The organism is Halostella litorea (assembly GCF_004785955.1).
Taxonomy (GTDB): Archaea; Halobacteriota; Halobacteria; order Halobacteriales; family Natronoarchaeaceae; genus Halostella; species Halostella litorea.
This window is the reverse complement of sequence record NZ_ML214300.1, coordinates 324,649-343,273: the sequence shown is the minus strand read 5'-3', so window position 1 is coordinate 343,273 and position 18,625 is coordinate 324,649. Positions and strand designations below refer to the sequence as shown.

The following is an 18,625-nucleotide window of genomic DNA, read 5'->3' as shown; positions in this document are numbered from 1 at the left end:
GACTCTTACTCCCCGCTCGCCGACCGTTCCTCCCACGCCTCCGCCAGCGTCCGCTGGACCGTCTCGTGGCCCACCGCTTCCGCCAGCGTCTCGAAGCCGGCCCGCTCGGCCCGGTCGCCCGCGTCGGCAACGAGCCGCGAGACGATGAACTCCGGCGTCGAGCGCCCGACCGTGCCGAAGCGTGGCTGGTAGTCGACCTCCAGTTTCAGGTCCGGCGTCAGCCCCTCCGCGAAGATGCCGTCTGTGCGGGCCGCCTCGGGCAGCGGTTCGAGGTCGTCCGCGAGGTGGGTGACGAACGTGCCGAGCGCGCCCTCGTCGACCGCCAGTCGGACCAGCCCGTGCAGGAGGTCCGCGGCGCTGCCCGGCTCCGTTATCGCCTCGAACTCGTCGACCAGCGTCAGCGTCCGGTCGGACTCCGTCAGCGGCGGGACGATGGAGCGCAGCGTCGATTCGAGCACGCCGGCGTTGAAGCTGGCGTGCCGCCGGTGGAACACGACGGCGTCGAACGTCGCCACCTCGGCGCGCTCGGCCGGCACGGGCAGCCCCATCGCCGCGAGCAGGACGACCTGACACACCGTCTCCAAAAGCGTCGTCTTCCCGCCGCTGTTCGCGCCGGTCAGCACCGAAATGCGCTCGTCGCCGGGGACGCCCACGTCGGCGGCCGCCGCGCCCGTCCTCCGCGAGGCGGGGGTCACGTCGGCCGCGGACACGCCGTGCTCGCCGAGCGCGTACGTGACCGGCTGGACCGACTCGCCGCCGGCCGACAGCGTCAGGTTCCGCGCGCCGACGACCGCGACGCCGTCGTCGACGAACGTCGGCCGCGTCAGGTCGTGGGCCGCCGCGAACCGCGCCAGCGAGAGGTGGAAGGCGATGTCGTCGACCGCCGCGACCGCCACGTCGACGTCCTCGCGGGCCGCGGCGACCTCGCCGCGCAGGTCGCGGGCCACGGCGCGCTCGCGCTCGTCGACCGCGGTCCGCAGGTCGTCGGTTAGCTCCCGGAGCGTGCGGGCGACGAAGTCCGTCGCGTCCGCCGCGTCGGCCGGCATCGCGTCCCGCACGCGGTCGACGGTGACGTCCGCCTCGCCGGCGACGTGGTCGAGGAACGACTGGCGGAACGCCTCGGTGCCGCGCACGTCGCCGTCCCTGACGGCCTCCACCACGCCGACGGCGTCGGCCGCCAGCGACTCGGCGGCCGCCAGCGACGCCCGCAGGCCGTCGAGTTCCTCGTCGGCCCCCTCCCGGACCCGGCCGTCGTCCAGCGCGGCCAGCGCGTCGGCGGCGTCGGCCAGCGCCTCGGGGTCCACGTCAGCGATCGGCGCGAACGGCCCCTCGGTGACGCCCGCCTCGCGCAGCGTCAGCGCCGCCTCGACCGCGGGGCGCTCGCCGCCGCCCGTCTCGTCGTACGCCTCGAACGCGTCGAGGACGGTCTCGCGGGTCCCCTCGTCGAGCGCCGTCCACGCCTCGCGCGCCGAGAGCACGGCGTCCAGCCGCTCGACCCGCGTCTCGTGGGACGCGGTCGGCGTCAGCACCTGGATCCGGTCGGCCGCGTCGCGGGTGACCGCGTGCTCCCGAGCCAGGTCGAGCAGTTCCTTGTACACCTCGCGGGCGTCGCCCGTCGCCAGGACGTCCATCCCCGCCTCGCCGTTCGCCCGGCGCAGGATGCGCGTCGCCCGGCCGCGGCTCAGCCCCGCCGTCGTGAGCGTCCGGACGTCCGCCGACTCGATCGCCTCGACGGCCGCCTCGACGCCGAGTTCCTCGGTCAGCAGTTCCCGGGTCTTCGGCCCGACACCCCAGTACTCCTCAAGTCGCATGGGTGGGAGTGGCGAGGCGGCCGCCTTAGTCGGTGCGGTCGCCGGCGATTCGGACGGGACCCGCGGGCGTGGTCTCCGCGGCCCATGCGGCGGTGGGTTTTTCGTGTCACGTGTTGTCAGCCCTCGTATGCGCGCCGTCGTACTACAGGACCACGGGGAACCGCTCGCCGTCGAGGACGTGGAGCGCCCGGAGGCCGGGCCGGACCAGGTCGTCGTCGAGACCGAGGCCTGCGGGGTGTGCCGGAGCGACTGGCACGCCTGGCAGGGCGACTGGGAGTGGGTCGGCGCACAGGCCCGGCCGGGGCAGGTGCTCGGCCACGAACCGGCCGGCGTCGTGAGCGAGGTCGGCGAGGACGTCGAAACCCTCCGCGAGGGCGACCGCGTGGCCGTCCCGTTCGCGCTGGCGGACGGCACCTGCCCGCACTGCCGACGCGGGCACGCGAACGTCTGCGAGACGGTGCTGCCGCTGGGCTTTACGAGCGTCGCGCCCGGCGCGTTCGCCGAGGCGTTCCCGGTGCGGGCCGCCGACTACAACGCCGTCCGCCTCCCGGACGGCGTCGACGCGGTCGACATGGCCGGACTGGGCTGTCGTTTTGCCACGGCGTTCCACGGCCTCGCCCACCGCGCCGACCTCACGGCGGGCGACTGGGTCGCCGTCCACGGCTGCGGCGGCGTCGGCCTCTCGGCGGTCCACGTCGCGGACGCGCTCGGCGCGAACGTCGTCGCGGTCGACATCGAGGACGAGAAACTCGACGCCGCGGCGGACCTCGGTGCCGACGAGACGCTGAACGCCGCCGACGCCGACAGTGTCGGGGCGGAGACGAAGGCGCTCGCGGGCGGCGGCGCGGCCGTCGCCGTCGACGCGCTCGGCGTCGCGGAGACCTGCCGAAACGCGCTCGCCAGCCTCGGCAGCCGCGGCCAGCACCTCCAGATCGGCCTGACGACCGGCGAGGAGGGCGGGGAGATCCCGCTGCCGACCGACGAGATGGTGATGAAGGAGGTCGACTTCCTGGGCTCTTTCGGGATGCCGCCGACAAGCTACGACGAGATATTCCGGATGGTCGAGCGCGGGAAACTGAACCCCGGCGCGATCGTCTCGGAGACGATCGGGCTGGGCGACGTCCCCGACCGGATCGCTGCGATGAGCGAGTTCGACACGGTCGGCATCCCCGTCGTGACGGAGTTCTGAGGGCGCGCGTTCGCCCTACGCGTACGTCGCCTCGATGAACTCCAGGATGCGCTCGGATTCGCCCATCGTCACGCCGTACTCCTCGTCGACGAGGACCGGCACCGAGCGCTGGTTCGACACGCGGGCCACCTCATCGCGCTCGGAGTGGAGCCCCTCGACCCAGACGCTCTCGTAGTCGACCCCCAGTTCCTGCAGGCGCTCGTGGACCTTCTCGCAGTACGGGCAACCGTCGAGTTCGTACAGCGTGATGTCGCTCATGGGCACACGTTCGGCCGTCGCGGCAAAAAAGGCGCGGGCCGCGGCCGGCCACACCGGGACCGCCGGTTACTCCCCGGACCCGGCCGACCCGGTGTCCTCGAGCCGCCGTTCGTACTTGTCGAGGGACTCCGCCAGCGCCGCCCCGGCGTCGACGTCTAGCGAGTCGGCGAGCGCCAGCAGCGCGAACAGCGCGTCGCCCAGTTCGTCCGTCGCCACGTCGACTTCGTCGGGGGCGTCGCCGTAGCCGGTCGACTCGTTGATCTCTTTCGCCAGTTCGCCGACCTCCGATTCGAGGTCGAGGACCCGGTAGGCGGGGTCGGCGTCCAACTCGTGTGCCGCGACGAACTCGGCGACGCGTCGCTGGTCGTCCATACCGCGTCGGCTCGGTCCGGCGACGAAAGCGTTTCGGTGGCGTGAGTGGGAGTGACAGTCACACGACCATAACCGACTTCCTCCGGCATCGCCCCGTGCCGATATGGACGACATCACGGCGGTGCTCGCTGCGGCGTTCCCCGACCGGTCGGTCGCCGAGACGATCCCCACGGGGCCGTCGTGGAACCCGGCGACGCGAACGGTCGGCGTGCGGTTCACCGACGGACGGCGGGCGTTCCTGAAAGCCATGACCGACGGCAACGGGAGCCGAGTCGCGCGGGAGCGGGCGGTCATCGAATTCGTCGGCGCGAGATGCGACGTGCGCGTGCCGACGGTGCTCGCCAGCAACCCTGAAGGGGAAGTTCCGTACCTCGCGACCGCCCCGATCCCCGGCGAGAGCGTCGTGGCAGCGTGGCACGACTGGACCGATGCGGAGCGGGCCACTGCGGCGAGGCAGGTCGGCCGCGCGCTGGCGGGCGTCCACGCGGCGACGTTCGACGGGCACGGCCACGTCGACGGCGGCGACGCGGAGGGCCTGACCGTCGAGTCGAAGCCCTGGACCGACGTGCTCGTCGACACGATCGAGACCCTCCGGGAACTCTCGCCGTCGGACCGGTTCGACCACCGCTTCGACGACGTGGTCGCCGCCGTCGAGGCGAACCGTGACGTCTTGGACGACGTGCCGGCCACGCTGCTCCACGGCGATCCCGCGAAGCCGAACTGCATCAGGGGCGACGACGACGTGGCGCTGCTCGACTGGGAGAACGCCCACGTCGGCGACCCGGCGCGTGACCTGTACCGGGCCCGGGCACAGCAGCTGGACGGGATACGAACCGCGGCTGCCGACCGGCTCGTCGAGGCGCTGCACGAGGGGTACCGGGAACGGGCGGGGGCGCTCCCGGCGGGGTTCGCGGAGCGTCGACCGGTGTATCGAGCCGTCAGGTTCCTCGGGACCGCGGGGTTCGTCGACCGGACCGCGGAGTACGTCGACGAATCGGCCGACGAGTTCGCGGAGTGGGTCGACGCGGAACTGGGCCGGCGGCTCGGCGAGTTGTGAACGCTCAGAGCCCGCCGCCCGCGACGGACAGCGTTTTGCCCGTCCTGTCCCTACGGACGGCAACATGATGGTCACGACGCACGCGTTCGTCGGCCTCGCGCTGGCGAGCGCGGTCGCGGTCGCCGCGCCCGACCTCGCCGTGCCCGCGGCGGTCGGCGGCGCGGCGGGCGGGCTCTTCCCCGACCTCGACATCGTCGGCAAGCACCGGAAGACGCTCCACTTCCCGGTGTACTACAGCCTGGCGGCCGTGCCCGCGGTCGCGGTCGCGGTCGCCGCGCCCGGGCCGGCGACCGTCGCCGGCGCGCTCTTCCTCGTCGCCGCGGCGGTCCACTCGGTCAGCGACGCCGGCGGGGGCGGCCTGGAACTGAAGCCGTGGGAGGGGACCTCCGAGCGCGCGGTGTACGTCCACGCAACGGGAACGTGGGTCCGGCCCCGGCACTGGATCCGCTACGACGGGTCGCCGGAGGACTTCGTGCTCGGCGCGGTCGTCGCCGTCCCGGCGCTCGTGGTCTTCGACGGTCCCATCCGGTCGGCCGTCGTCGCCGCGCTGGTCGCGTCGCTTGCCTACACCGTCGTCCGCAAGCGGATCGTCGAGTACGCGCCGGAGTGGATGAAGTAGTCCCGGGGCGACCGTCGCCGCGGTCAGTCGAACCGGTACTCGTCGAACCGGCGGACGGCGTAGGCGACGGAGGCGAACGGCGCGGCGGCGAGCACGACCAGCGCCGCGGTCGCGGCCAGTTCCAGCGGCCCCGCCGTGACGGTCACGCGCGGCAGCAGGAACGAGAGCACGACCGCGAGCAGTTCGGCGATACCGTCGACGAACACCGTCCCCGCCGCGAGGGCGGCCGCGGCGAGCGCCGCGGTGTAGGCCAGGAACGCCCGCTTGCTGGGCATCACCGCCTCCCTGCTGCCGACGACCGTCACCGACCCGTAGCGCGGGAACAGCGTGCCGACGCCGGTCGCGAGCAGCGGCGTCAACACCGAGAGGACGGCGGCGGCCGCGACGAGCGCGGCGACGCGGCCGAGCGCGAGCGGGCTGGCGACGCCGACGACGGCGGTCAGCAGCGTGACCAGCGGCGCGACGGCGACGACGGCGACGACGACGTGCCCCGTGACGAACTGCCGCCCGGAGACGGGCGTCGTCAGCGTGCCGGGCAGCACCGCCCCCTGGTCGCCGAACAGGTTCAGCGTGACGGGGATCCCGGCGACCCAGCCGCCGTACCCGGCCACGACGTACGGGAGCGACGGCGGAACCTGGCCCTGTTCGATCGCCGTCTGCGCGAGGGGGATCGCGCCGAACAGGGGGTAGGCGACGTACGCGAGCTTTATCGGCGCACGGACCGCCCGCTTGACGGCCGTCGTGGCGACGGCGCGGGTCGGCCGGGAGAGCCGGGAGGACGGGAGCGGGAGGGAGACGTCGGGGAGGAAGCGGCCCAGTCCGCCGTCGGCGTCCGCCCCGTCGTCGTCGCCGGACGACGCGCTCACCGGGTCCGAGAACCAGTGGCGGGCGGCGATCCGAACGGTCCCCGCGAACACGGGCACCGTGGCCGCGAGGACGAGCACCGGCCCGGCGACGGCCCGGAGGGGCGAGCCCGTGACGCCCGGCGTCCCGAGCAACAGCAGGTCGCCGAGCCACCCGACCGGCGTGCGGGCGAGGGGGTCGAGCAACAGCGCGCCGAGTTCGTTGATGCCGCCGGTAAACACCAGCGCGAAGTAGCCGAGGAAGGCGAGCCCGAAGAGGACCTGCCGGTGTCGTGCGAGGACCTCGTGGCGCGTCACGACCTGCCGGACCGCGAGGCCGACGGCGTACCCGGTCGCCACGGCGAGGCCGCCGAGCAACAACACGACCGGCGCGATGGCCAGCAACGGCGCGGGCGTCCGGGCGCCGTAGGCGAAGCTCCCGGCGAACAGGCCGAGCGGCGGGAGCGTCCAGAGGAGCACGAACGCGAGTTCGGAGAGGACCATCCCGCCGACGGCGTCCGCGGTCGGTACGGTCGTCAGCAGGCCGTCGGCCTCGGGGACGGTGCCGCGCTTGCCGACGGCGCGGGCGGCGACGAGGGCCGCGAGGCCGACGCCGACGAGTCCGACCGCGCCCCGGACCGTCGGCCCGACGTCGAAGCCGGCGAGCGCGCCGCCCGCACGGAGCGACTGCCCCGCGCGGTAGAGGAGGTACGTCGCGACGGCGACGAACAGCGCGACGAACAGGCCGGAGAGCGCTGTTATCGCCAGCCGCGTGCGGTCGGCGACGAACGAGCGGAGCGCCCGCCTGACCTCGACCCGCGCGACGAGGGCGCTGCGGCGCGGCGACGGCAGGAGCTTCATCGGCGCACCACCTCGGCGGGCGCTCGCGGCGGACCGATGCGGGGGAGGGTCGCGGCCGCGTCTCGGGGAACCAGTCCGGACATGTCTCCGGGTTTCATCCCGGACGTGATAAATGACTGGGGAGACCGGGACGCCGGCGCGTACCGGGCGGCCGCATTGAAAACGCTGAAACCGTTCGCCCCCAAGGAACTGATATGTCACTCGTCGACGCGGCGATACGGACGACGCATCTGCTGTTCGCGGCGCTGTGGGTCGGAAGCGTACTGTTCGTCACCCTCGCCGTGCTCCCGGCGGCGCGGGACGGCCACCTGAACGCCGACCCGCTGGAGCGGATCGTCGGCAGCCTGACCACCATCTCGCGGGCCAGCGCGGCGGTCCTGTTCCTGACCGGCGGCCACATGGCGGCCAACGGCTACCCGGGCCGGAACCTGCTGGAGACGACGAACGGCAACCTCGTCCTCGCGATGCTCGCCCTCTGGCTCGTGCTGGCCGGCCTCGTCGAGGTCGGGAGCTCGAAACTGACCGACGAACTTCAGATGAAGAAGGTTCGCGCGCCGGCCTCGCAGTACCTCGTGCTGTTCCGGGCCGCCTCCGTCGTCGGCCTCCTCCTGCTCGTCGACGCCGGGCTCATCTCGACCAACGCGCTCCTGTAGGATCGGTTACACGGCCGCGGCCTGGTGCAGTCCCGCGGTTTTCTCGTCCCCAAAATACAAATACGATAGTTACAACTCCCCGGTATGAATCGCAAGACGGGGGACCTGATCCTGTCGCTGCTCGTGGTCGCGGCGACGGCCGCGCTGGGACTGGTACGGCGTCGAAACAGCGGCGATGACCCGACGGCAAGCGTCGCCGCGCGGGTCGTCGACGACCCGCCGCCCGGCGCGGACGTGCTCGCCGACGACGACCGGTTTCTCGACCGCGTTCCGGGGGTCGGCACCGCGGTCCGGCGCGCGGCGGCGAACGACGTCCGCGAGGAGTGGGCCGCCGTCGACGTGAGCGGCCGGGACGCGCTGGCGCTCGTCGACGTGGTCCAGGAGGACCTCCCGTACCACGTCGCGCCGGCGGCCGCCGACCACGAGAGCGGCGTCTACGTCGAACACGACGACGCCACGGTCGTCGTGACCGCCGTGGGCTGGGAGCGGCTTCGGAACCGGCGGTACTGACCGCGCGATGCCGACGGTCCCGGAACGGCCCGCCGCCGGCCCGCCGGCGGTCGCGCCCGCGTCGGTACGGCCCCGGTCGCGGCACGGTACCCCACGGATCTGAAACTTTTTGGCGGTGCCCCCGAGAGGCTTGGCACATGCGGGAGACGCTCGCGGAGTGGCGGCCGGCCGTCGACAGCGCCATCGAGCGCGTGCTGCCGCGCCAGATCGACGAGGACTACCTCACGGACTACTTCGGGCCGGCGTCCCACCGGTACGACCCGGAGAGCCTACAACACGCCCTCGTCGACCCGGTGTGGGACCTGCTCGACCGGGGCGGCAAGCGCTGGCGGCCCGTCGTCTTCCTCACGCTCGTCGAGGCGTTCGGCGAGGACCCCGAGGCGTACCTACCCTACGCCGCCATCCCCGAGATACTCCACACCGGCACGATCATCGTCGACGACGTCGAGGACGAGGCGGCGATGCGTCGCGGCGGGCCCGCCCTCCACCACGTGTACGGCGAGGACGTGGCGCTCAACGCCGGGAACGCGATGTACTTCCTGCCGCTGAAGATCGTCACCCACGACCCGGGGAACCTCTCGGCCGAGCAGCGGCTGGCGGCCTACGAGATGCTGATGACCGAACTGAACCGCACCCACCTCGGGCAGGGGATGGACATCTACTGGCACAACCAGCGCACGGTCGAGACGAGCGTCGACGAGTACCTGGAGATGTGCGCGTGCAAGACCGGCTGCCTCGGCCGGATCGTCGCGCGCCTCGCGGCCATCGTCACCGGCCAGCCCGAACGCGTCGAGCGCCGCGTCGCCCGGTACGCCGAGGAGATGTCCGTCGCCTTCCAGATCGGCGACGATATCCTCGACGTGGAGCACTCGCTGGACCGCGCGGGGGCGTTCGGCAAGGAGTTCGGCAACGACGTCCGCGAGGGCAAGAAGACGCTGCTGGTCATCCACGCCGTCCGCGAGGCCGCCCCGGAGGAGGCCGAGCGCCTCCAGTCGATCCTCGCCGCCGACGAGAACACCGACGCGGAGGTCGAGGAGGCGCTGTCGATCCTCGAACAGACGGGCAGCGTCGCGTTCGCCCGGGAGCGGGCGGCCGCCCTCGCGGCGAGCGCCCGGGACCACCTCACCGAACTCGACCTCGAACCCGAGGCGGCGACGACCCTGGCCGATTTCACCGAGTTCGTCGTCGAGCGGGACCGGTAGGCCGGCGGCGAAACCAAAGTATTCAGTACGGGCCGCTTCCTAGCCCCCGGTATGGCGATAGACGACGCGAACGCTTCGGTGTCCCGTCGCGGCTTTCTCAAGGCCGGTGCCGGCGCGACCGCCGCCGTCGGGGCGACGGGGACCGCGGCGGCACAGGAGGGCAACGAGAGCGACGGTGGCGGCGGTGGCGGCGGGAGCGAAACCGTCGCGCTGACCGGCGACAACGTGTACGACCCCGAGGAACTGTACATCGCCCCGGGGACCACGGTGACGTTCGACTGGACCTCCGACGGCCACAACATCATCGTCGACAGCAAGCCCGGGGACTCCGACTGGGAGGGCCACGAACCCATCGAGAACGAGGGGTTCACCCACGAGCACACCTTCGAGGTGCTCGGCGACTACGAGTACTACTGCTCGCCCCACCAGTCGCTGGGCATGGAAGCGGTCATCCACGTCACCGAGGGCGGCCAGAACCCCAACGCCGGCGGCGGCGGTGGCGGTCCGACCCTCCCCGACAGCGCGATGACGATGGGCGTCGCCACGATGGCGGCGCTGGTCTCGACGCTCGCGCTCGCGTTCTTCTTCATCAAGTACGGCGGCGACTACGAGATGCCGGAGTAGCCGGAACGATAGGTTTTCGGCGCGCGGTTGTCAACCGTTCGGTCGAATGTACATCATCGTCGTCGGCGCGGGCAGCATCGGGATCCCGCTCATCGACGTCGCCACGACCGACGAGAACGAGGTCGTGGTGGTCGAGCGAAACGAGGCCAAAGCCGACCGGGCCGCCCGCGAGTACGACTGTCTCGTCCTGAACGACGACGCCACGGAGATGGCGACGCTGGAGGACGCCGGGATCGACCGCGCGGACGCGCTCATCAGCACGACCGACCAGGACGCCACCAACATCATGGTGTGCCTGCTCGCGAAGGAACGGGAGGTGCCGGCGATCGTGTCGGTGGTCCACAACCCCGAGCACATGAACCTGTTCCGCCGGATCGGCGTCAACACGATGGAGAACCCCCAAAGCCTCATCGCGGAGTACCTCTATCGGGCGGTCAAGCGCCCCTCGATCAAGGACTACATGCGCGTCGGCGACACCGCGGAGGTGTTCGAGATCACGGTCGACGAGGACGCGCCCATCGCGAACAAGACCCTGATCGAGGCCGACGAGGAGGGACTGCTCCCTCACGGCGTCCTCGTCGTCGCCATCGAGCGCAACGGCGAGGCCGACCCGATCACGCCACAGGGGGGGACGGAGATCCACGGCGGGGACATGCTGACCGTCTACTCCCAGGAGGGCGCCACCCCGTCGGTGACGGACGCGTTCGGCCACTACGAGGACCACGACTTCGCGTAGATGACCCGACACCGCACGCGGGTCCCGGCGGCGCTCGCCACCATCGCCCGCGACGTGGGGTCGCTGCTGCTGGTCGAGGCGGCGCTGATGACGCTGACCGTCGCCGTCGCGCTCGGCTTCCGCGAGTTCCACGCGGCGCTCGCGTTCCTGCTCGCCGGCGGGATCACCGCCGGCGTCGGCGGCGCGGCGCGCCTGCGCTTCGCGGACGCGCCCGACCCCCGGATGAAACACGGGATGGTGATCGCCGCCTCCGGGTGGTTCGCCGTGGCGCTGTTCGGCTCGCTGGGGTTTTTCCTGACGGCTTCCCTGACCCCCGACGGGGTCGCCGCGGGCTACGTGCCTGCGGGGGCGTCGTACTCCGAGTCTAGCCTGCGGTACTTCGAACACCCGCTCCACGCGCTGTTCGAGAGCATGAGCGGGTGGACCGGGAGCGGCCTGACGATGGCGGTCCACGAGCCGTCGCTGCCCCACGCCCTCCAGTGGTGGCGCTCGCTCATCCAGTGGGTCGGCGGCGTCGGCGTCATCGTGCTCACGGTGTCCATCCTCTCCCGGCCCGGCAGCGGGAGCTACGCCCTCTACCGGAGCGAGACGCGCGAGGAGAAGATCCATCCGAGCGTCGTCAGCACGGTTCGGACCGTCTGGAAGATATTCGTCGCCTACTCCGTCCTCGCGGTCGTCGCGCTGTTCGCGGCGATCCACTGGACGCAGGACCTCTCGCTGTTCGACGCGGCCTGGCAGGCGCTCAACCACGCGATGACCGGGCTGTCGACCGGCGGGTTCAGCGTGACCGACAACTCGATCGCGACCTACGACTCGCCGCTGATCGAGACGGTCCTGCTCCCGATCATGGCGCTCGGGGCGATCGCCTTCCCGATCCACTACGGCGTGTTGAACGGCCGCGACCCGCGCCTGCTGGTCTCGGACCTCCAGACGCGCTGGCTGTTCGTGCTGTTCGCCGTCGGCGTGGTCGGCCTCTCGGCCCAGAACGCCCTCGTGGACCCGGTCGCCGCGACGGCGTTCGACGGGTCGACCGACGCCGTACGCGACTCGACGTTCCAGTGGATCAGCGCGCTCAGTTGTACCGGCTTCCAGTCGGCCCCGATCGGCGAGTGGAGCCCCGGCGGCAAACTCCTCGTCAGCGTCGCCATGGTGATCGGCGGCGCGGCCGGGTCGACCGTCGGCGGGATCAAGATCGTCCGGGCCTACACCGTTGCCCGGGGGATCAGGTGGCAGTTCTCGCGGGTGTTCCTGCCGAAGTCCGCCGTCGTCAACGCCCGCATCGGCGACCGCGTCCTCGACCGCGGCGAGATGGCCCGGGAGTTCAGCGAGGCGGCCATCGTGACGATCCTCTGGGTGATCCTGCTGGTCGCGAGCAGCCTCGTCCTGGTCAACGCCTCCGGGGCCGACTACGCGAGCGCGCTGTTCGAGGTGGCGAGCGCCCAGGGCAACGTCGGCCTCTCGGCGGGGATCACCGGGCCGGAGATGCCCGCCGTCGCGGAGGGGATGTTCGTCCTCAACATGTGGGTCGGCCGCCTGGAGATCATTCCGGTGCTGGTGTTGGCCCGGTCGGTCCTCTACGGGCTGGAGCCCTAGCTCCGCCAGTAGCCGGAGGTCAACAGGACCAGCACGGGGATGATCTCCAGCCTTCCGACCCACATCAGCCCGACCATCAGTAGCTTCGACGTCGCCGGGAAGTCGAGGTAACTCCCCATGGGGCCGACCATGCCGAGCCCCGGCCCGATGTTCCCGAGCGTCGCGGCCGACGCGGTCACCGCCTCGATCACCGCGAGGTCGAGCCCAACCCGAGCGGCGTCGACCGCCAGCAGGAGCGCGCCGACCAGGAACAGGGCGAAGTACAGCAGCGTGAACGCGTAGATCCCCCGCAGGGCGCGTTCGTCGAGCGCGCGGCCCCCGAGGCGGACCGGCCGCACGGCCTCCGGGTGGACCGTGGTGAACAGTTCCCGCCGGATCGACTTGACGATCACCAGCCAGCGGACGATCTTGATCCCCCCGCCGGTCGACCCCGCGCTGCCGCCGATGAACATGGCGAACACGAGGACGTACTGCGCCGGTCCGCTCCAGACCTCGAAGTCCATGCTCGCGTAGCCGGTCGTCGTGACGATGGAGACGGCCTGGAAGGTGGCGTGCCGGAGCGACGCTTCGAGGTCCCCGGCGACGGGGAACGGGTTCCCCTGCCCGACTAGGTTCGGCCCGACGAACAGCAGGGCCGCACCGACCGCCGAGACGACGCCGATCGCGCCGGCGTAGGTTCGGAACTCGCTGTCGCCGAAGAGGTTCGAGGTCTCGCCGCGCAGGACGTGCCAGAACAGCGCGAAGTTGGTCCCGGCGGCGACCATGAACGGGATGATGACCCACTGGACGACCGCGGAGAACGCCTCGATGCTGCGGGCCTCGGGCGAGAACCCGCCGGTCGGCATCGTCGTCAGCGGGTGCGCGACGGCGTTGTAGAACGTCATCTCCGGCGCGTAGCCGGCGAGGTGCAGGCCGTACAGCAGGAAGAACTCGACGACGGTGAACCCGAGGTAGACGAGCCACAGCACCCGCGCAGTCTCGGCGATCCGCGGCGTGAGCTTCTCGATGCCGGGGCCGGGCGCTTCGGCGTCCATCAGCTGTGCGCCCCCGACCGACAGTTCCGGGAGGATGGCGACGGCGAGGACGACGATCCCCATCCCGCCGAGCCACTGGGTCTGCTGTCGCCACAGCAACAGCGCCCGGGAGTGGGTGTCGAAGGAGATGTCGGCCATCACGGTCGCCCCGGTCGTCGTGAAGCCGCTCATGCTCTCGAACAGCGCGGCCGTGGGGACGGCGACGCTCCCCTCGCCGGCGATCAGGTAGGGGACGGCCCCGACGACGGCGACGGCCAGCCACGTCAGCCCGACCATGAGAAATCCCTCGCGCGCGCCAAGGTCGGGGTCCGCGTCGAGCCGCTCCATCGCCGTTCCGAGCGCCACCGCGACCAGTATCGACGCGCCGAACGTGACGAGGCCGTCGCCGTACCAGACCGCGGTCGCGAGCGGGAGCAACAGCGCCACGGCGAGGTACTTCACGACCGTCCCGACGAGGCTGACGCTCGCCCGCCAGTCGACGCGGATGTTCATAACAGGCTCGCCACCTCGTCGAGCACCTCCGCCTCGACGAAGACGATGACGTGGTCGCCCTGATGGACGACGGTGTCGCCCCGCGGCGTGACGAACTCGCCGTCGCGGGTGATCGCGCCGACGACGACCCCCTCCGGGAACTCGGCGGCCGCTTCGCGGATCGTGGCGTCCCGGAGGACGCTCTCCTCGTCGACCTCGACCTCCAGCACCTCCGCCCGGTCGCCCTCGATGATCGCGACGTTCTCAGTCCCCTCCTCGTGGGTGAACCGCGTGATCTCCTCGGCGGTCACCTCGCGGGGGTTGACCGCGACGTCGACGCCGACGGCCTCGAACAGGTCGACGTACTCGCCGGTGTTGACCACGGCGACCGTCCGCGCACAGCCGATCCGGCTGGCCAGAAGCGACACGAGCAGGTTCTTCTCGTCGCTGTCGAGCGTCGCCACGACGAGGTCGGCCTCGTCGACGTGCTCGCGGTCGAGGAACTCCCTGTCGGTCGCGTCGCTCTCAAGCACGACCGTCCCGGGGAGGTCCTCCGCGAGTTCGCGCGCCCGGTCGGGGTCGTGCTCGACGAGTCGCGGCGCGACGCCCCGCTCCTCGAACAGGCGGGCGGTCTGATACCCGATCTCGCCGCCGCCGACGATGACCACCTCGTTCGCCTCGTGGAGCGTCGTGTTCGGCGTCAGCGAGGCGGCGAACCCGCGGACGCTCTCGGGGCTGCCGATGACGACGACCCGGTCGCCGGCCTCGATGACCGTGTCGCCGGTCGGGATCGTCACGTCGTCGTCCCGCAGGATGGCGGCGAACGTGAGCGACTCGAAGCGGTCGGCCTCCTTGACCGTCTGGTCCGCAATGGGGCTGTCGGGGTCGATCCCGAACTCCGCCATCCGGACCGTGCCGTCGGCGAACGTGTCGACGTCCTGCGCGCCGGGGAGTCCGGCGATGCGGACGATGCTCTCGGCGGTCTGGAGGTTGACGCTGACCATGAAGTCGACGCCGAACACCCCCTTCGACCGCTCCCAGGTGCGCAGCAGCGACGTCTTCTTCACCCGGGCGATGGTGAACACGTCGCCCAGCGTCTTCGCCGTCGCGCAGGCGACGATGTTCGTCTCGTCGATGTCGGTGCTCGCGATGAGCATGTCGGCGTCGGTGACCCGGACCTCCTCCAGCGTTTCGAGCGACGTGCCGTCGCCCTCGACGGCGAGCACGTCAAGGTCGTACGTCAGCGACTCGACCCGCTCGGGGTCCTGGTCGACGACGACCACGTCGTGGGACTCCGAGAGGCTCGCCGCGATGCTCGACCCGACTTCGCCCGCGCCGATCACGATTACGCGCACGGAACAACCCTCCGGAGCATTTGCCGAATCGTGTCGGGGCGGCACTAAGTGGTTTTCTATCCGTCGGGCGCGGTGTGTATCTCCAGGTCGACGGGACGTGGCTCCCCCTCCAGGTCGGCGACGATCCGCTCGACTATCTCCTCGGCCTCCGCGCGGATCTTCGGTTTCACCTTGTCGACCACCCAGTCGAAGGAGACGAACCGCGGCAGTCCGATCCCGCCGCGCGCCGAGTCGACGTCGAAGCGGATCCGGAGGTAGACCCGGCTCGCAGTTTCCGCGTCGGGCGGCGCTTCGTCGGCCGCCGCCTCGACGACCCACGCCCCCGCGGCGTCGATGTCTTTCACCAGTTCCCAGTCGATCCGCTCGGGGCGCTGGGCCGCGACGACGCGGGACCGCGCGGTGTAGCTGAGCTTCCACCAGGCGAACTCCAGGTCGTACTCGGTCCCCGGCGATCCGTCGCCGTGGCGGCGCACCTCGCGGAGGTGCTCGGAGTAGTTCGCGTACCGCGGGAAGTCGACGAGGAACTCGTACACCTCCTCGGGCGGGAGGTGGATCAGCGTGCTCAGTTCGACGGTGTCCACGGGCTCCGTTACGACGCTCGCGCCGTAAGGGTTTGCGTCGGTTCGACGTCGCTCGGCCCGCGGTTCGTGGGTGAGCACCCGGATCCCGACGGACCCGCCGGGATCCGCATCCTACTTGGCCGCCGGGGGCGGACGACCACGTATGGACCGAGACGTGCTGATCGTCGGCGGCGGCGTCGCCGGGCTGTCGGCGGGCCTGTTCACCGCCCGCGCCGGCCTCGACACGCTTGTCGTCTCCGAGGGCGAGTCGATCCTCGAACGCAACGCGCACCTGGAGAACTATCCCGGCTTCCCGGCGGGGGTCGACGCCCGCCTCCTGCTGCGGATGACCCGCGACCAGGCCGAGCGCGCGGGCGTCGCGTTCGCCGACGGCCGCGTGACCGACCTCTCCCCCGCGGACGACGGCGAGGGCTTCGCCGTCGCGACGGCCGGCGGCGACCGGTACCCGGCCGAGCGCGTGGTGGCGGCCTCGTGGTCGGACGCCTCCTACCTGCGCGACATCGACGTGGGCGTGGTCGACCGGGGGAGCAAGGCCTACGCCGACGTCGAGGAGGGCGGCCGAACCGACGTCGACGGCGTGTACGCCGCCGGCCGCCTCGCGGACGAGCCCCATCAGGCGGTCGTCTGTGCCGGCCACGGCGCGAAGGTCGGCCTGGCGGTGGTCCACGACTCCGAGGCGAACTTCTACCACGACTGGGTCGCCCCGGAGGGCTATTTCACCGGCCGCGACCGCGACGTGCCGCCGGCCTGCGAGGAGATAGACGACGCCGAACGCCGCGAACGGGAGCGCGAGAGCCGCGAACTGCTCCGGGAGTACCTCGCCGAACCGCTCGACGACGAGCCGACGATGCACCCGAGCGTCGCCGACGACGAGTAGCCGGTCCGAGCCCTGACGTTTTAACCCCCGGCGCGCCCAACCGGGAGCCGATGCTCTCGGGAGTCAACGTCGCGCTGGGGGTCACCGGCTCCATCGCGGCGGTCAAGACCGTCGAACTCGCCCACGAGCTCCGCCGCCGCGGGGCCGCGGTCCGCGCCGTGATGACCGACAGCGCGCGCGGGATCGTCCACCCGTGGGCCGTCGAGTTCGCCACCGGGAACGACGTCGTCACAGAGGTCACCGGCGACGTGGAACACGTCGCGCTCTGTGGCCGCGAGGGGTGGGCCGACGTGTTGCTCGTCGCGCCGGCGACGGCCAACACCGTCGGCAAGATGGCCGCCGCGATAGACGACACGCCGGTCACCACCTGCGCGACGACGGCGCTTGGCGCGGACGTGCCGGTCGTCGTCGCGCCGGCGATGCACGAGCCGATGTACGACCATCCCGGCGTGCTGGACGCCATCGACCGCGTCGAGTCGTGGGGCGTCGACTTCGTGGACCCGCGCATCGAGGAGGGGAAGGCGAAGATAGCGACCGAGGACGCCATCGCGCTCGCCGCCGCGCGGGCCGCCGGCGACGACGCGCTGGCCGGCGAGCGCGTGGTCGTGACGGCCGGCGCGACCGCGGAGGCGATCGACCCGGTGCGCGTGCTGACGAACCGCTCGTCGGGTCGGACCGGGCGCGCGGTCGCCCGCGCCTGCTACGCCCGCGGCGCGGACGTGACGCTCGTCCACGCGGCGGTCGGTCCGCACGGCCCCGCGGCGGCGGGCGTCGAGGGCGACCTGTCGTACGCCGACGTCCGCGAGGTCGAGCGCACCGCGGACCTGCTCGACGCGACGCTCGCCGCCGCCGAGGACGCCGACGCCCTCGTCTCCGCGGCGGCCGTCGCCGACTACACCGTCGAGCCCCGCGACGAGAAGATCCGCTCGGGCGGGACGCTCTCGCTCGACTTCGAGCCGACGCCGAAGGTCATCGACGAGGTCCGGGACGTGAACCCCGACCTCCCCATCGTCGGGTTCAAAGCCGAGACGGGCGGCGACGACGACGCGATGGTCGACGCCGCGCGAAAGACGCTCGACCGCGCCGACCTGTCGTTCGTCGTCGCCAACGACGCGAGCGTGATGGGCGCGGACGACACGCGGGCGCTCGTCGTCCGCGCGGACGACGCGTCGGCGTTCGAGGGCAGTAAGGCCAGCTTAGGCGCGCGCGTCGCCGACGAACTGGTGACGGAACTGACCTAACGGCGGCGGAGCGGGGGCGAGCATACGCCGCCTCCGGCGGCGTTTCACCGGACGCGGCCGGCGGCCGCGTCCGGCCTTTTTTGATCGACATTTTTTGGCCGAGCGGTCGCGCTCCGCGCGACCCGAGGCGAAAAAAGGTCGTTAGACGTACCGCGAGTGTGGCACCGGCGAGTTCCCCTCGAAGCCGGTGTCGCGCCCGAAGACGCGGAGGCGACCGTCGCCGACGAGGGCGCCGAGCCAGTCGTAGGAGAGGTGGTCGTAGTCGCGGCGGTGGGCCGGGCGGTCCTCCTGGGCGAACCGCTCGGCGGCGGAGTGGGGGACCCAGCGGACGACGACGCCGCGGGGGGTCAACTCCAGCACCTCGAACCCCTCGAACTCGCGGCCGGAGTGGTCGTCCCAGTACCAGAAGTCCCCCTCGCGGACCCGGAAGCCGCGGTCGGCCCGCGCGTCGGGGTGGGGGCGGTCGTAGCTGACGGAGACGGCCGTGGCGAGTCGGAAGTCCTCCGCAAACGTTGCGTCGTGTGGTTCGGCGATCGTTACGGCGACCATGTGTTCGCTAAGCCGGAGTTACCACCCGACGGCTTTAGGCGATCTTGCGACCTGCCTGCCCGGTACTTACCAGTTGCTCGCGCCCGGCGGAACGCCGTCGGGCGACGCCCGTCCTCGGCCGTGTACCGCCGAGCGGGCCGGTAAGGCCGGCTTACCGATCTCGGCGGCCGCGGCGCGGCGGTCGCGGCCG

At 71.8% G+C, this 18,625-nt stretch carries 19 protein-coding genes; 11 read left to right on the top strand and 8 right to left on the bottom strand.

The features are described from left to right. Nucleotides 1–5: 5 nt before the first annotated feature. On the bottom strand, nucleotides 6–1,811 hold the full coding sequence (locus EYW40_RS01755) for a MutS-related protein (RefSeq protein WP_135819900.1): 1,806 nt from the start codon (nucleotides 1,809–1,811) through the stop codon (nucleotides 6–8). 127 nt (nucleotides 1,812–1,938) lie between these two features. Between EYW40_RS01755 and EYW40_RS01750 the strand changes: the two genes are divergently transcribed. Next, nucleotides 1,939–3,000 carry a zinc-dependent alcohol dehydrogenase family protein gene (locus tag EYW40_RS01750; protein ID WP_135819899.1) on the top strand — a complete coding sequence of 354 codons (1,062 nt, stop codon included), beginning with the start codon at nucleotides 1,939–1,941 and terminating at the stop codon, nucleotides 2,998–3,000. Between the two features lie 15 nt (nucleotides 3,001–3,015). Here EYW40_RS01750 and EYW40_RS01745 read toward each other — a convergent pair whose 3' ends face one another. Continuing rightward, nucleotides 3,016–3,258 (bottom strand): glutaredoxin family protein, encoded by a 243-nt coding sequence (locus tag EYW40_RS01745; protein ID WP_135819898.1) that lies wholly within the window; start codon nucleotides 3,256–3,258, stop codon nucleotides 3,016–3,018. Between the two features lie 66 nt (nucleotides 3,259–3,324). Beyond that, a complete protein-coding gene (locus EYW40_RS01740) occupies nucleotides 3,325–3,630 on the bottom strand; it encodes a MazG-like family protein (RefSeq protein ID WP_135819897.1) in 306 nt (101 codons plus the stop codon). A 103-nt stretch (nucleotides 3,631–3,733) separates the two neighbouring features. Between EYW40_RS01740 and EYW40_RS01735 the strand changes: the two genes are divergently transcribed. Continuing rightward, nucleotides 3,734–4,687 carry a phosphotransferase family protein gene (locus tag EYW40_RS01735; protein ID WP_135819896.1) on the top strand — a complete coding sequence of 318 codons (954 nt, stop codon included), beginning with the start codon at nucleotides 3,734–3,736 and terminating at the stop codon, nucleotides 4,685–4,687. Nucleotides 4,688–4,751: 64 nt separating this feature from the next. Continuing rightward, nucleotides 4,752–5,306, top strand: coding sequence for a metal-dependent hydrolase (locus tag EYW40_RS01730; protein ID WP_135819895.1), 555 nt, complete (start codon nucleotides 4,752–4,754; stop codon nucleotides 5,304–5,306). Between the two features lie 23 nt (nucleotides 5,307–5,329). Here EYW40_RS01730 and EYW40_RS01725 read toward each other — a convergent pair whose 3' ends face one another. Beyond that, complete coding sequence (locus EYW40_RS01725) at nucleotides 5,330–7,009, bottom strand: hypothetical protein (protein WP_135819894.1); 1,680 nt, start codon at nucleotides 7,007–7,009, stop codon at nucleotides 5,330–5,332. Nucleotides 7,010–7,203: 194 nt separating this feature from the next. Between EYW40_RS01725 and EYW40_RS01720 the strand changes: the two genes are divergently transcribed. The 6 genes from EYW40_RS01720 (at nucleotide 7,204) to EYW40_RS01695 (ending at nucleotide 12,327) form a co-directional block, all read left to right on the top strand. Next, entirely contained in the window at nucleotides 7,204–7,662 is a 459-nt protein-coding gene (locus EYW40_RS01720; protein WP_135819893.1) for a CopD family protein, read from the top strand. Nucleotides 7,663–7,746: 84 nt separating this feature from the next. Further along, nucleotides 7,747–8,172, top strand: a complete 426-nt coding sequence (locus EYW40_RS01715; protein ID WP_135819892.1) for a hypothetical protein — start codon at nucleotides 7,747–7,749, stop codon at nucleotides 8,170–8,172. Between the two features lie 137 nt (nucleotides 8,173–8,309). Continuing rightward, the gene (locus EYW40_RS01710; RefSeq protein ID WP_135819891.1) at nucleotides 8,310–9,374 is read left to right on the top strand and encodes a polyprenyl synthetase family protein; all 1,065 of its coding nucleotides are present in this window, start codon (nucleotides 8,310–8,312) and stop codon (nucleotides 9,372–9,374) included. A gap of 51 nt (nucleotides 9,375–9,425) precedes the next feature. Continuing rightward, nucleotides 9,426–9,998 carry a plastocyanin/azurin family copper-binding protein gene (locus EYW40_RS01705; protein ID WP_135819890.1) on the top strand — a complete coding sequence of 191 codons (573 nt, stop codon included), beginning with the start codon at nucleotides 9,426–9,428 and terminating at the stop codon, nucleotides 9,996–9,998. Nucleotides 9,999–10,044: 46 nt separating this feature from the next. Beyond that, nucleotides 10,045–10,734 carry a potassium channel family protein gene (locus EYW40_RS01700; RefSeq protein ID WP_135819889.1) on the top strand — a complete coding sequence of 230 codons (690 nt, stop codon included), beginning with the start codon at nucleotides 10,045–10,047 and terminating at the stop codon, nucleotides 10,732–10,734. Further along, on the top strand, nucleotides 10,735–12,327 hold the full coding sequence (locus EYW40_RS01695) for a TrkH family potassium uptake protein (RefSeq protein ID WP_135819888.1): 1,593 nt from the start codon (nucleotides 10,735–10,737) through the stop codon (nucleotides 12,325–12,327). Here EYW40_RS01695 and EYW40_RS01690 read toward each other — a convergent pair. The 3 genes from EYW40_RS01690 to EYW40_RS01680 are packed head-to-tail and all read right to left on the bottom strand — an operon-like array spanning nucleotide 12,324 to nucleotide 15,768. Continuing rightward, the gene (locus tag EYW40_RS01690) at nucleotides 12,324–13,853 is read right to left on the bottom strand and encodes a TrkH family potassium uptake protein (RefSeq protein ID WP_135819887.1); all 1,530 of its coding nucleotides are present in this window, start codon (nucleotides 13,851–13,853) and stop codon (nucleotides 12,324–12,326) included. The two genes, EYW40_RS01695 and EYW40_RS01690, sit on opposite strands and share 4 nt — an antisense overlap. After that, nucleotides 13,850–15,187, bottom strand: a complete 1,338-nt coding sequence (trkA, locus tag EYW40_RS01685; protein WP_135819886.1) for a Trk system potassium transporter TrkA — start codon at nucleotides 15,185–15,187, stop codon at nucleotides 13,850–13,852. The genes EYW40_RS01690 and trkA overlap by 4 nt, the downstream gene beginning before the upstream one ends. A gap of 56 nt (nucleotides 15,188–15,243) precedes the next feature. Then, nucleotides 15,244–15,768 carry an SRPBCC family protein gene (locus EYW40_RS01680; protein ID WP_135819885.1) on the bottom strand — a complete coding sequence of 175 codons (525 nt, stop codon included), beginning with the start codon at nucleotides 15,766–15,768 and terminating at the stop codon, nucleotides 15,244–15,246. Nucleotides 15,769–15,910: 142 nt separating this feature from the next. Here EYW40_RS01680 and EYW40_RS01675 point away from each other — a divergent pair, with 142 nt between their 5' ends. Both EYW40_RS01675 and coaBC read left to right on the top strand, forming a co-directional pair. Further along, on the top strand, nucleotides 15,911–16,645 hold the full coding sequence (locus EYW40_RS01675; RefSeq protein WP_135819884.1) for an NAD(P)/FAD-dependent oxidoreductase: 735 nt from the start codon (nucleotides 15,911–15,913) through the stop codon (nucleotides 16,643–16,645). A gap of 50 nt (nucleotides 16,646–16,695) precedes the next feature. Beyond that, complete coding sequence (coaBC, locus tag EYW40_RS01670; RefSeq protein WP_135819883.1) at nucleotides 16,696–17,886, top strand: bifunctional phosphopantothenoylcysteine decarboxylase/phosphopantothenate--cysteine ligase CoaBC; 1,191 nt, start codon at nucleotides 16,696–16,698, stop codon at nucleotides 17,884–17,886. A gap of 141 nt (nucleotides 17,887–18,027) precedes the next feature. Here the strand turns inward: coaBC and EYW40_RS01665 are convergent, their stop codons facing one another. Continuing rightward, nucleotides 18,028–18,435, bottom strand: coding sequence for a hypothetical protein (locus EYW40_RS01665; protein ID WP_135819882.1), 408 nt, complete (start codon nucleotides 18,433–18,435; stop codon nucleotides 18,028–18,030). Nucleotides 18,436–18,625 lie beyond the last annotated feature (190 nt).

Bases quoted from the DNA above. Each gene is read 5' to 3' on its own strand.
- EYW40_RS01755 (WP_135819900.1), bottom strand. From the start codon at position 1,811: ATGCGACTTGAGGAGTACTGGGGTGTCGGGCCGAAGACCCGGGAACTG.
- EYW40_RS01750 (WP_135819899.1), top strand. From the start codon at position 1,939: ATGCGCGCCGTCGTACTACAGGACCACGGGGAACCGCTCGCCGTCGAG.
- EYW40_RS01745 (WP_135819898.1), bottom strand. From the start codon at position 3,258: ATGAGCGACATCACGCTGTACGAACTCGACGGTTGCCCGTACTGCGAG.
- EYW40_RS01740 (WP_135819897.1), bottom strand. From the start codon at position 3,630: ATGGACGACCAGCGACGCGTCGCCGAGTTCGTCGCGGCACACGAGTTG.
- EYW40_RS01735 (WP_135819896.1), top strand. From the start codon at position 3,734: ATGGACGACATCACGGCGGTGCTCGCTGCGGCGTTCCCCGACCGGTCG.
- EYW40_RS01730 (WP_135819895.1), top strand. From the start codon at position 4,752: ATGATGGTCACGACGCACGCGTTCGTCGGCCTCGCGCTGGCGAGCGCG.
- EYW40_RS01725 (WP_135819894.1), bottom strand. From the start codon at position 7,009: ATGAAGCTCCTGCCGTCGCCGCGCCGCAGCGCCCTCGTCGCGCGGGTC.
- EYW40_RS01720 (WP_135819893.1), top strand. From the start codon at position 7,204: ATGTCACTCGTCGACGCGGCGATACGGACGACGCATCTGCTGTTCGCG.
- EYW40_RS01715 (WP_135819892.1), top strand. From the start codon at position 7,747: ATGAATCGCAAGACGGGGGACCTGATCCTGTCGCTGCTCGTGGTCGCG.
- EYW40_RS01710 (WP_135819891.1), top strand. From the start codon at position 8,310: ATGCGGGAGACGCTCGCGGAGTGGCGGCCGGCCGTCGACAGCGCCATC.
- EYW40_RS01705 (WP_135819890.1), top strand. From the start codon at position 9,426: ATGGCGATAGACGACGCGAACGCTTCGGTGTCCCGTCGCGGCTTTCTC.
- EYW40_RS01700 (WP_135819889.1), top strand. From the start codon at position 10,045: ATGTACATCATCGTCGTCGGCGCGGGCAGCATCGGGATCCCGCTCATC.
- EYW40_RS01695 (WP_135819888.1), top strand. From the start codon at position 10,735: ATGACCCGACACCGCACGCGGGTCCCGGCGGCGCTCGCCACCATCGCC.
- EYW40_RS01690 (WP_135819887.1), bottom strand. From the start codon at position 13,853: ATGAACATCCGCGTCGACTGGCGGGCGAGCGTCAGCCTCGTCGGGACG.
- EYW40_RS01675 (WP_135819884.1), top strand. From the start codon at position 15,911: ATGGACCGAGACGTGCTGATCGTCGGCGGCGGCGTCGCCGGGCTGTCG.
- coaBC (WP_135819883.1), top strand. From the start codon at position 16,696: ATGCTCTCGGGAGTCAACGTCGCGCTGGGGGTCACCGGCTCCATCGCG.
- EYW40_RS01665 (WP_135819882.1), bottom strand. From the start codon at position 18,435: ATGGTCGCCGTAACGATCGCCGAACCACACGACGCAACGTTTGCGGAG.